The sequence below is a fragment of the Burkholderia sp. APQ4-4ca genome (assembly GCF_057837105.1).
This window is the reverse complement of sequence record NZ_JBYQCG010000137.1, coordinates 1-10,996: the sequence shown is the minus strand read 5'-3', so window position 1 is coordinate 10,996 and position 10,996 is coordinate 1. Positions and strand designations below refer to the sequence as shown.

11 protein-coding genes and 1 pseudogene are annotated in these 10,996 nt (G+C 59.0%); 11 read left to right on the top strand and 1 reads right to left on the bottom strand.

Annotation, left to right across the window (positions count from 1 at the left end; genetic code table 11):
* The first annotated feature begins 179 nt into the window (after positions 1–179).
* From AC3IFE_RS17120 to AC3IFE_RS17090, 7 genes and pseudogenes are all read left to right on the top strand, one after another.
* Complete coding sequence (locus tag AC3IFE_RS17120; RefSeq protein WP_489191261.1) at positions 180–1,085, top strand: recombination directionality factor; 906 nt, start codon at positions 180–182, stop codon at positions 1,083–1,085.
* Entirely contained in the window at positions 1,082–2,209 is a 1,128-nt protein-coding gene (locus tag AC3IFE_RS17115) for a hypothetical protein (RefSeq protein ID WP_489191260.1), read from the top strand. The genes AC3IFE_RS17120 and AC3IFE_RS17115 overlap by 4 nt, the downstream gene beginning before the upstream one ends.
* Positions 2,210–2,275: 66 nt before the next feature.
* A pseudogene (locus tag AC3IFE_RS17110) lies at positions 2,276–3,092 on the top strand (DUF4942 domain-containing protein).
* Between the two features lie 102 nt (positions 3,093–3,194).
* Positions 3,195–3,494 (top strand): hypothetical protein, encoded by a 300-nt coding sequence (locus tag AC3IFE_RS17105; protein ID WP_489191259.1) that lies wholly within the window; start codon positions 3,195–3,197, stop codon positions 3,492–3,494.
* Positions 3,495–3,633: 139 nt separating this feature from the next.
* A complete protein-coding gene (locus AC3IFE_RS17100; protein ID WP_489191258.1) occupies positions 3,634–4,134 on the top strand; it encodes a hypothetical protein in 501 nt (166 codons plus the stop codon).
* Between the two features lie 169 nt (positions 4,135–4,303).
* Positions 4,304–5,158 (top strand): Nmad3 family putative nucleotide modification protein, encoded by an 855-nt coding sequence (locus tag AC3IFE_RS17095; RefSeq protein WP_489191257.1) that lies wholly within the window; start codon positions 4,304–4,306, stop codon positions 5,156–5,158.
* Positions 5,155–5,964: an Nmad2 family putative nucleotide modification protein gene (locus tag AC3IFE_RS17090; protein WP_489191256.1), complete on the top strand. Its 810-nt coding sequence runs from the start codon at positions 5,155–5,157 to the stop codon at positions 5,962–5,964. Before AC3IFE_RS17095 ends, AC3IFE_RS17090 begins: the two co-directional genes overlap by 4 nt.
* 24 nt (positions 5,965–5,988) lie before the next feature.
* Here the strand turns inward: AC3IFE_RS17090 and AC3IFE_RS17085 are convergent, their stop codons facing one another.
* Positions 5,989–6,318 carry a helix-turn-helix domain-containing protein gene (locus AC3IFE_RS17085; protein WP_059844393.1) on the bottom strand — a complete coding sequence of 110 codons (330 nt, stop codon included), beginning with the start codon at positions 6,316–6,318 and terminating at the stop codon, positions 5,989–5,991.
* A gap of 224 nt (positions 6,319–6,542) precedes the next feature.
* Here AC3IFE_RS17085 and AC3IFE_RS17080 point away from each other — a divergent pair, with 224 nt between their 5' ends.
* From AC3IFE_RS17080 to AC3IFE_RS17065, 4 genes are all read left to right on the top strand, one after another.
* Positions 6,543–8,306: a hypothetical protein gene (locus tag AC3IFE_RS17080; protein ID WP_489191254.1), complete on the top strand. Its 1,764-nt coding sequence runs from the start codon at positions 6,543–6,545 to the stop codon at positions 8,304–8,306.
* Between the two features lie 156 nt (positions 8,307–8,462).
* Complete coding sequence (locus AC3IFE_RS17075; RefSeq protein ID WP_489191252.1) at positions 8,463–9,620, top strand: toxin-antitoxin system YwqK family antitoxin; 1,158 nt, start codon at positions 8,463–8,465, stop codon at positions 9,618–9,620.
* Between the two features lie 260 nt (positions 9,621–9,880).
* Positions 9,881–10,162: a hypothetical protein gene (locus AC3IFE_RS17070; RefSeq protein WP_489191250.1), complete on the top strand. Its 282-nt coding sequence runs from the start codon at positions 9,881–9,883 to the stop codon at positions 10,160–10,162.
* Between the two features lie 421 nt (positions 10,163–10,583).
* Positions 10,584–10,996: transposase (locus AC3IFE_RS17065; protein ID WP_489191249.1), on the top strand; the 413-nt coding region annotated here is incomplete at its 3' end.

The following is a 10,996-nucleotide window of genomic DNA, read 5'->3' as shown; positions in this document are numbered from 1 at the left end:
AGCACGCGGAGCGCGTTGCAACAACATCACTCGATCAGTTGCAAGTCAACCCAATGGTCAGTGCTCGCGCCTGGCAGGGCGTCGCCCTGGAAATCCACGCCAAGCTCGAAGCGCATTTTTCCCGATAGTCGGCAACGCTCGCAGTTCCCTTCCCCCTTTTTTCTATTTTGAGGACCACCATGCTCAAAGGTCTCGCCATCACACCGCCCGTTGTCGGGCGCATCTCCATTGGGCGCATTGTCGAGAAGAACGGCAAGCGCATCCCGGAAAAAGACGACCAGTTCACCCTCACTACCCAGGTGCAGCAGCGCGGTGAATGGATGCTGCACCCGCTGAACGAGACGCTGCGCAAGGCCACCTCCGGCAAGCTGCGCGCGATACCGGTGCGTGTGCTGTTCAACGATCCGGATCTGAACCTGCGTGCCGACTACACGCTGTTCGATCGCGATACCGGCCGGCCAGTCTGTGTCGGTAACGGAGAACAGTGCCGACGCGTCACCGATGCTGGGATCGAAGCGATGCCCTGCCCGTCGCCGGATGGCTGCACATTCGGTCGTCAAGGCAATTGCAAGCCGTACGGGCGGCTAAACGTGATCATCGGAGACGACGATGAAATGGGTTCGTTCATCTTCCGCACCACGTCCTACAACAGCATCCGGACGCTCGCCGCGCGCCTTCACTACTTCCGCGCGGTGTCCGGCAATCTGCTGGCCTGTCTGCCGCTCGAACTGAAGCTGCGCGGCAAGTCGACCACGCAGAGCTATCGGTCGGCCATCTACTACGTCGATTTGGGCGTCCGATCGGGCAGCAAGCTCGAACAAGCGTTGATCGAGGCGAAGGAACTGGACACGCGCCGCCGGGAGGCTGGATTCGATCAAGCGGCCCTCGATGCCGCCGCACGGCTCGGGTTCACCAACGGTGCATTCGAGGATAGTCCGGAGGAGACAGCCGCTGTTGCCGAAGAGTTTTATCCCCAAGATGCGCTGCCATCGGACACTGACGAGGGTGATCCTACCAACACACCCGCCACCCTTCTCCAGAAGCTCGAACGCAAAGCTGTCCTGCTCGGCGGCAAAGCAGCATGAGTGTTCGACGCTGGACGGTCGCGCTGGCGGCGCTGGCAACGGCGACCGCACTCAGTCTGTCGATCCTGGCGGGCTGGCAGCGCGGCGGGACGTTGCCGGAACGGCTCATCTGGATTGCAATCGGTACCGTGCTCGTCACGTGCGCGCATTTGTTACCGGCGCTGATTCGTGATGCACCGGTCGTCATCCGTGGTGTGGGTAGCCTGTTATGGGGCGCATGTCTGGTCACGGCCTGCTACGGGCACGCGGTGTTCTTCGCGTTCGCCCAACAACATGCCGGCGAGCAACGAGCGTCGACAGCACCGGTCGCCCCGGCGCCGGCATCTGTCCGCAGTCCCACGACCATCATGGCAGAACGCGCCGCCGTGACTGCGCAACTCGTCGCAGCCAACGCGCGTTACTGCGTCGGTAACTGTGTGACGCTGGAGGGTCAGCGTGTTTCGCTCGCGGCCAAGATCGATGCGCTGAACGCCGAAGCCGATGACATCCGCCGTCAGCAAGTCGCGACGGATCGAGTCACGGAACGGCGTGATGCGCTGCTCGCCGATCCGGTCACGTCGCGACTCGCCGCGTTACTCGGCACGACGACCGCTCGGGTCGATCTGCTGACTGGCCTTGGGTTCGCCGCAGTCCTGGAAGGCGTGGCCTGCCTGCTGTGGACGGTCGCAATCCGGTCGCAGTTACCGAATCCGTTGCCGGTCGTGACTGACATTACTCCGACGACAGTCACGGTGACGCCCGCCGTAACTCAGCCAGTCGTCATGCCAGTCACGGACGCGCCGAACGTGACTGAACCCGTAGTCACCACAGTCACGGAGCCGACCGGTATGACTCAGCCAGTAGTCATGCCAGTCGCGGCTAGTCACGACGACCAGACCGTTAGTCGCAATTCCGTGACACCGAGTCACGATCATACGACCGACAGTCACGCGCCGCTCGACGACCCGATTACGCCGTTACCCGTCGCCGCTCCCTTCGACGACCACCTGTCCCGACTCGCTCGGGATATTGCAGCGGGGTTAGTGCGTCCGACCGTCGCCGACATCCGGCTCCACCTCGGCTGCTCGCAGGCCAAAGCGCTCGCGCTTCGCCGGCGACTGGTCGAACTCAACCTTGCGGCATAAACAGCCGGGCCTACGTGGCCCGGCTGTTTCTTGTCGCCCTCATTCCACTTCATATCGACATGCCACATGGACTCTACCGATCTCGTCAAAAGCATCAGCGTCACCAATCTCGCCAACCAGCGCGTCGCCATCGTCGAACGCGTGCGCGCCGCCCTCGATCTACTCGGCGAAGCGCAGGCGCTCGCCAAGGCTGCGCATCTCGGATTCCCGCGTCTTGTTCTCGATGAAAGCTACGGCTGCCGTGGCCGTCCCACCGTCACTGGAGAATATGCCAAGCGCGACGACGCGGAAGCCGCCATGGTACGGATCATCGATGTGCGCGGCTGGGATTACCTGTTGTCGGAATCGGGCCTACGCACCTTCATGGATGCGAAGGCGCGTGACCAATGGAGTAATCAGATTGCCGAAGGCGAGGTACCGGAACTGACCGGAACTGACGGCCGCCAACATTGAAGCCACTTTTTCTCAACTCTACGGAGCACGCGGCGACATGTTCGAACGCGGCGTGCTTCAGTGCTTCCAGCGGCTATCGTGGAATTACAGGACGAATGAACCGTTCAAGTTCGGCAAACGCATCATCATCCGGTATCTGCTCTCGCAAGGCAGCTCGAATTATCACGTCACGAACGAACTGGACGATCTGACGCGGGTATTCAGCGTGCTCGACGGCGAGCCGGAGCCGGATCATCGGCATGGCATGTCGTCGCTCATCTCTGACGCGCAGCACCAACGGAAGACAGAGGCCGAGCACGGCTATTTCCACCTGCGCTGGTTCAAGAACGGCAACGGCCACCTGTCGTTCAAACGCGCTGATCTGGTCGACAGAATGAACCTGATTCTCGCGAAGCACTATCCGAACGCCCTCGCGTCCGCAGCCCGGTAGTTCCACGACGCGTCCTGCGTCTCGTCTTTCCCTTATCCATTCAGCGAACTCGGTAGCCGGTTTATCCGGAGGCTCGTGTTCGTCCATTACCTGGAGAATTTCGTGAATCTGCCATCCACCGTTCACGCTGCCCCGCGCTTCAAGCTCGGCCGGATCTTCGCGACGCCCGCTGCACTGGAAGCCATCGCCAACGCACGCGTCTCGATCATCGACTTGCTGATCCGCCACATGCGCGGCGACTGGGGTGACCTGTCCGAGTCCGATCGCCAGCAAAACGAGTTGTCCGTTGAGGCCGGTCTGCGCCTGCTGTCCTGCTACGTGTTGCCAGGCGATCAAACCGTATGGGTCGTCACCGAATGGGATCGCACCGCGACGACTATCCTGCTGCCGGGGGATTACTGACATGCTGATCCAGCAATTCCATCCCGGCATACGGCTCGGCCGACGGCAGGCGCTTACCACGTCAGGCAACCAACTGTTCAGCCGTCAGGGACACTGAGACGGCGGCAGCACGCTTCACTGCGTTGCGATGGCGCTCGCCATGCTGGGCAAACTGGCCGACCCTGTCTACCTCCCGTACCACACATCTGGACCGGAACAAATGCTCTGGAATGACGCATGGCCCCACTATCTGAGCGGAATGACGATCGATGAGCTTGCCAACTTCGTCACGGACCTGAGTCTCGGCGTTCGCGCAGCAAAATCTGCCGTCTCCGGTATCGATTTGCTTCGCTTCGTCTACGGCGAATTGCTTGCGGGCTGGCCGGTCATCATCGGCTGGCATCAGCGTCATGTGGTCAAATGGCGAGCGGCGCTTGTCGTCGGAATCGAAGGTCACCAGAACCACAGCACGTTTGAGCCGAGCGCCTTGTTGCTGATCGATCCAGCGGGCAATGAGCCAGTCCTTGCCGGGTTCAATTCGCGTCTGGACTGGCACGGCGATGAGCAGTTCCGCTTTCGGTCGCCCGCCGCCGCGCGCGGTGTGAAGTTATTGGGTGGCGTGTCAATCCGCTCCGTCATCGGCTCAACCTCTGACGATTGATCTCGTATATGCATCGCCGTGCTCGCACGGTGATGCGCAATCGTTACGGTAAAGGCACCTTGCGCGTGTCGATGCTCAATCAACGAGCGAGAGTCCGTTATGCTACCGCCTCTAGCCCTTCGCAACATCGCTTGCTTCGGCGCTACAAACTTTGAGACGCAGGATTCGAATGAAAGTCATTTTCTCGCGAAAGGGCTTCGACCAACGATACGGCGGCATGGCTAGCCCGATCATGCCTGACGGCAAATTAATCCCGCTCCCGATTCCAAGCGATCACGACCGAACGACGATCGACAATGTCGGCTTCCCCGGACTGGACTTGGATATCATGCTCCGCAACCTCTCTTGCGACCGGCACAGTTCCGCGTCGACTATCCATAACGATCCGGACCTCGGCGGCAATCACGCAGTTGAAATTCCCGGCTGGCGACCAGCTTTGGGGCAGACGGGTGCTGCCCAGAGTCACCTTTCCAATAACGGCGTGGGTGCCGGCGACATCTTCCTGTTCTTCGGGTGGTTCAGACAAGTGGAAAACGCCTCGGGGCGGTGGCGCTTTGTACCGCGTGCGCCGGACCTGCACGTTATCTTCGGCTGGCTAGAGGTCGAAGAAGTGCTGTCTATCGTCACTGATCGCTCGGATGCGCTACAGCGACATCCGTGGATTGCGACGCATCCCCATGTCGCTTCTCCGGGGCACTACACCGATTCGAGAAACACGCTGTATGTCGCACGCAAGCGTTCGGCCTATGTCGACGGTCTCGGTGGCGGGCGCTTCCCGTCTCTGGACCCGTCATTGAAACTCACGCGCGAAGGGCTGTCGCGGCGCTTCTGGTCTTTGCCCTCGTGGTTCGAGCCGAGCGGAAGGCCACCGCTGACCTACCATCCCAGCGCAGACTGCTGGAATGTAGAAGGAGACCGTGTGACGCTAAAGACAGCGGCGAAAGGGCAGGAGTTCATAATCGACGGCAAGTGCTACCCGGAACTGGAACCGTGGGTGGCAAGCCTCATTCGAGATGCGGCATGAAGCTACTCAAGTATGTGATGACGTCGGATACGGGGCTCGCCCCGAATCCGTACTTTGACATCTGCTCTCTTGCGCTTTGCACGCCAAACCACATGAAGGCTCGCCTTCAACCCGGTGATTGGGTTCTGGGCCACTCGTGTAAAGCGACCGGAAATCGCCTGATCTACGCCATGCGTCTAACCAGGGTTATCGACATGGACCGGTACTTCCGCGAATACCCGCAAAAGCGCCCTGTGCTGGACGGTAAGCCTGAACAGACGTGCGGGGACAATCTCTACTTCCGCGACGGCGTGCATTGGCGAAGGGTACCTTCTGCGGCCCACAACTCCGTGGAATCATTCAATCAAGATTACGGGAAACCGGTTTTCTTGGCCGAAGGGGCCGGTAATTTTTGGTACTTTGGTGCCGCAAATTCGCTGCCTGAATCGCTGGCTTTTGCCGACCGATTCCCTGGCCTCGTTCTCAATCGTCAGGGCATTCAGTACGTGTACGACGTCGAAGCGATCGAGAAATTTGTCTGCTGGCTTGAGTCAATTGCTTCTTGCGGTCGTTTAGGCACCCCGCGCGATAAAGAGCCGAGCGAACATCACCACTACCTAACAACAATCGCGCCGCACCCTGAGTGGCAGTCGGCGTGTGGCAATGCCAGCCCACCAGAATCAATTGTGCCGTCGGCGCACAAAGTCGGCGTACACAATTCCCGGCAAACCCCGAGTCGCGGCTGTGGCAATCCTGCGCCAAAGCGAGATGCCGACGCACGAACAGCTAAAGGCAGCTGCGGACCGAAAGGCAGAAAACCGCGATAAAGGCCTGAACGTAAATCCTCGCAGTCACCGCAACCGTTGACGCTTGATCTCAGGTGGCGTCGCCGCGTTCGCGCGGCGCTCACCTGTAGGTTTCAACGACACCCCATCCAGCGGTACGAACAGTTCCGCCAGCGTCACATTCAACGAATAGCAGATGTTCGCCAGCGTCTCGACAGACGGATTGGCGATCCCGCGTTCGATCGCCGAGATGTACGTGCGGTCAACGTGCGACTCGAACGCAAGGGTTTCCTGAGATTTTTCAGCCGCATGCCGACACTCCTTGATCCGTTTGCCCAGGGCAATCGAGATCGGGGCGGGTCGTGCAGCGGAGGAGATGGTGCGCCTAGTAGCCATGGCGTGCAGAATGCCCGCCCGTCGACTAATTCACGACGCTGTAAACTCTTCAATTATAGTCGAATATACTCTACGATACGAGGCTTGCCCTACCGACATGGGCATATTACCGATTCGACTCGATGTCGTTCCGGTGGGCAGGTTACGCCCTAGATTGTTGAGTAAACACGACATAACTCGATGTACCCATCCGTGCGGGACCAGCACGCCAAATGGAGAAAACAATGAAAGCCAACAAACACACGGGGTTCAGCAAACACGTTCTCGGTTTGTCCATCGCGGCGGCCCTTGCCGCTTGCGGGGGAGGCGGAGGTTCCAGCCCCAGTCAATCGTCGGCCGGCGGCACAACGCCGACAACACCCACACCGACCGTTACCGGCAAAGCCATTGATGGTTACCTGGCCGGCGCAACGGTATGCCTAGACCTGAATAACAACGGGGCCTGCGATTCAGGGGAGCCAAGCGCAGTCAGCGATGCAGCTGGCCAGTTCTCGATTTCGTACAGCGGAGACGCGACGGGCAAGACACTTCTGGTCCAAATCACACCATCCACTAAAGATCTCTCCCGCCCGGCCGGCTTCCAGTTCCCGGCCACCTTTACGCTGTCGCAGACGGTTCAACCGACGTCATCACAGGTCGTCAGCCCACTCACGACTCTCGTTTCCGCCCAAATGCAGACCGGCTTGAGCAGAGCGCAGGCGGTTACCGCCGTCCAGGGGTTGCTCGGCGGTCGGATCGATCCCAACGCGGACTATCTCGTCAACAAGGACACCGCAACACAATCACTCGCCGCGCAAATCGTCGACAAGCTCGGAACATTCGCGACGAACGGTACCGTCGACGCCGCGACCGTGCGCAACGCCCTGAATGCGATGGTCGCGAAGGGAAGCGTCGCATCGATCACGCAGGACGATCTCGCCGCTCAGGCTGGTAAGGCGGTCTATCAGGTTGCGGATGCAGCACTGGTGCTTTCCATGCCGACCTACAGCTTCGTGGACTATCTGATTTCGTTCTTCGGAGGCTACAACCCGACACCGGGCTCGACGAATCAGGCTTTGGTTCGCGATGCGCGCCAGATCGTCAACGGCGCACTGCAAGTTGTTCAACAGGAAAATCTGCCGGTCGGAAGCAACACGTGGACCAGTGTCGGTCTCGGCGCCTACAACGGCGGCAAATACGACGGGCTGGCCGGCGAGTATGCGCTGAAGGCGGATGGAACTTGGTCGGACCTCGTTTCAGAGACACAACGGCTCGCCCCTCAGCCGCTTTCGCATATCGGTACGACGCTCTCTGGCACCGACCCGGCGTCGGGTATCGGGTTCACATACGAGGCGCGTTCGGTTGATCTGTCGGGCAAACCGCTGTCGCTCGCCGCCCCTGCCGTACCAGGTTTCATCGACTTCTCACATGCAGCGCAGCTGACCGATGCAGCGTTCCCGAACGGCACGACCGCGTACCTCGGCATCCAAACCTATTCCGCTGACCGCGTCGTACTTCCCGTGTCCGTTCCAATGTGCGACAACGCGGTTGTACAGAGCGGTTTGGTTTGCGGTGAAGTTCCCGCCTATATGGACGGCAGCACGATCGTCATGACGTCCGGCAGTTCGAGTACGACGTTCACGTCCGTCCAGCAGGCTGTCGGCATCGCTCTGGCGGGACTGAATGTCGGCCTGGGTACGATTCAACTGTCTGCCGACCATCGCGTAGTCGTCGGTAACACGTCTGGCGCTTGGTCCCAATACGCCAACAACCCCAATGTCCTAGTACTCGACTTTGCGACCGCTGACGTTTCGGCGCTGACTTCTGGGAATGGTCGACTCCAACCGCTCGCTCTCGGCGCCAAGCTTGTCGTTGCACTTCGTGCCGGACGACTGCAGGTCGGCTGGCTGTACCCGTCGACCTACACCGACAAATCCCTGCAGTTCGCATCCGATCTTCCTGGCGCCTTGCTGACCGCGCTTAACTCGGTCGTCGCCGTGCCGCATTGAATTAAACAGCTTGCAATGCTTGGCCTGGGTTCTGGCATGTACCCCCCTCGGATGGCCAGAACCATTTCAGCCGACCGGTTCGCCGGTCGGTTTTTTTGTATCCGTGATCGTCCAGAGCGCCGCGCCACGATCGCGTCTTCATTCATATTTCCAGCCATGGCAACCATCCACTTTCGCCAACGTCTCGCGGTACCTCTTGTGATCGCTGTCGCAACCATAACCCTCTGTGGCTGCAAGGGCGATGTCCTCGACTACCGTAACGCCCAAATCGTCAACGGCAAGGTCTATGCCGGTGACGCGAACACGCCTTTCTCGGGGAAGGTCACCAACGTGCCTGCTCCGAACATTCTCAACAACCAGCAAGGCTATCAACGGATGATGCAAAACAGCGCGTACGTCGTGCCTGAGGCCTATCGCGATGGCATCAATTCGATGATGATTCACGGTCTCCTCTGCGATGCGAGAGTCAGCGACGGCATGCTCGCCGGCGATGTCGCTTGCAAATCCGCCCAATCCGACACCGTTCGCATGAAGATGTCATTCAGCGACGCAACACTCACCGGCCCGATGCAGATCTTCGACAGCTCGGGTGAGCGGACTGTCCTTGATGTCAATTTCAGCAACGGCAAGCCGGACGGGACAGAAAAAATCTACTACGCACCGACCAAGCAGCTCATTGGAGAATTTCCCTGGAAGCACGGGTGGCTCGACGGCACGATCAAGACGTACGACGGCAAAACCGGAAACACGCTCCTGGAAGCACACTATGAAAACGGTGCGGCCAACGGGGAAATGATCCGCTATGCACCCGGTGGCAAGCGCGTCATCTACCGCGCATCATTTGCCAACGACAAACTCGACGGTGCCGAAGATCGATTCGATCCCAACACTGGCGAACTCGTCAGCCACGATGTATGGCAAATGGGCATTCAAGTGCCCACACCAGAAGAAGCGCAAGCCACAGCAAGCACGCTGACAGCCATCGAGCGCACCAAGCAAGTGAAAGCCTGCATCCGAGAGCTTCGTAACACCACGCCGCCGGATCCCATGGATGTCGATGGAAAACAAGAAATGAAATGGTCGGCGCAATGCGAGCAACGCTTCCCATCTGTCGGCAACAATGCAGCAGCATCTACACCGCCCTCTTCGTCGGGCGCTCCCGAGGATCGAAACGCGTGGCCGACCGAAGACAACGCGTGTACGCAAAAATGGCAGAAGAATTTCGTAGCCAAGAATGGTCCCGATGCGATCATCAGGTACGACATGGCGTGGGAGTGGGTTGACAATTGCCGAGCTGGGAAGCAACCGTCGTAAGCACTTTGACGGATCCATTGGCGATGAGCAGCGCCCATAGATCCGTCAATCTATATCGACCTTGATTCTCCGCGCTCAGTTTCAGCGAATCGAGCAGCGACGCACCAGCCAGTCGCACGCAACTACATTCACTCCGCGAAGACCAAGTATACGTCTTCGCCACACAGTGAAGCCTTACATTTTTTGGCGAGGATTAGACAACTAAGACGAAATTAGAGAGGCACGTGCTATGATTCCAACATTCTTTTACGGAAAATGCCATGTCGAAATATCGAGAAGCCCTACTGGAACAGGCCCTGGAAGAAGTCTGGTTGACGGGCAACGCCTCGATCCGCAAGGACCAGTTTTATCATTGGACCGGTGTCCAGCGCATGGTCAAGAAGCCCTACCGCACCCTCAACAGCCTCTGGGAAGATCTCTGTCAGGAGTTTGGCCACGAAGAGGCTTTGCCGCTTATGGTCCTGGAGGGAGATCACTTTATTTCACTTCGTCGTGAACGGTTTGCCAACGAATCCGAAAAAGCAATTGCGGATCTCATCTAAAACAAACATCAACAAGAGTTCGCCATGGACCGTCAAGCACTCATCTACGACAAGGTCGCGGAACTGTTCACAGAATTCGAAGCGCGATTGCGCGCGCTAGGTTTCATTACGACGCACCTTCCCGCACCGAGTGGCCAAGAGGGACTTTTTTCATATCAAGAGTTCAGGAACGGTGAACTGTCCTGTGCCACCTGCGAAGAAACCGGAGAGAGCACGGTTTGGTTTGGGAAAGAACAGATCCCTGGGCGAGACGGGGAGTACCAAGTCAAGCGTGGAAATGAATCCTCATTCGCATCCTTCAAGGCTGGGGGGTGGGAAGGAGGAGTGCCAGATGCATGGCGAGGGATAGATTGGAGAATCTCGGAGCAAGATCGTAAGCCGTCAATAAACGACGCCCTACCAATGGTAGGCAGAAGGTCAGATGCTAAGTGTCCGCGTGGACACATGCACTCAGACCGTGATGACAGAGAAACAGGACCTTCGAAGCAGACTGGTGGTTGGCCGCAGACGGGATGGCCGGCGGGAATTTGATGAAGATGCCGTGCGGGAGCTGGTCGAGTTTTGCCTGAGGCCGGGGGTATCGATCGCCCGGGCGGCCATGGACCATGACGTCAATCCGAACCAGTTGCGTCGCTGGATCTCGCGCCATCAGCAGCATACGCTGCAAACCCCGACGAGGCCGGACCCGCTGGTGATCGACGGCGTATCGATCGACATCCCGGGTTCAGCACGTCGTGTTCCGGTGGGTGAAGCGCAGGCATTTGTTCCTGTCGTCACTGCGCCATCGGCAGTGCCGGCCGTTTCCCCTGTACTGCCACCGGACACGTCGTCGAT

Bases quoted from the DNA above. Each gene is read 5' to 3' on its own strand.
- AC3IFE_RS17085 (WP_059844393.1), bottom strand. From the start codon at position 6,318: ATGGCTACTAGGCGCACCATCTCCTCCGCTGCACGACCCGCCCCGATC.
- AC3IFE_RS17090 (WP_489191256.1), top strand. From the start codon at position 5,155: ATGAAGCTACTCAAGTATGTGATGACGTCGGATACGGGGCTCGCCCCG.
- AC3IFE_RS17100 (WP_489191258.1), top strand. From the start codon at position 3,634: ATGCTGGGCAAACTGGCCGACCCTGTCTACCTCCCGTACCACACATCT.
- AC3IFE_RS17080 (WP_489191254.1), top strand. From the start codon at position 6,543: ATGAAAGCCAACAAACACACGGGGTTCAGCAAACACGTTCTCGGTTTG.
- AC3IFE_RS17120 (WP_489191261.1), top strand. From the start codon at position 180: ATGCTCAAAGGTCTCGCCATCACACCGCCCGTTGTCGGGCGCATCTCC.
- AC3IFE_RS17095 (WP_489191257.1), top strand. From the start codon at position 4,304: ATGAAAGTCATTTTCTCGCGAAAGGGCTTCGACCAACGATACGGCGGC.
- AC3IFE_RS17075 (WP_489191252.1), top strand. From the start codon at position 8,463: ATGGCAACCATCCACTTTCGCCAACGTCTCGCGGTACCTCTTGTGATC.
- AC3IFE_RS17070 (WP_489191250.1), top strand. From the start codon at position 9,881: ATGTCGAAATATCGAGAAGCCCTACTGGAACAGGCCCTGGAAGAAGTC.
- AC3IFE_RS17115 (WP_489191260.1), top strand. From the start codon at position 1,082: ATGAGTGTTCGACGCTGGACGGTCGCGCTGGCGGCGCTGGCAACGGCG.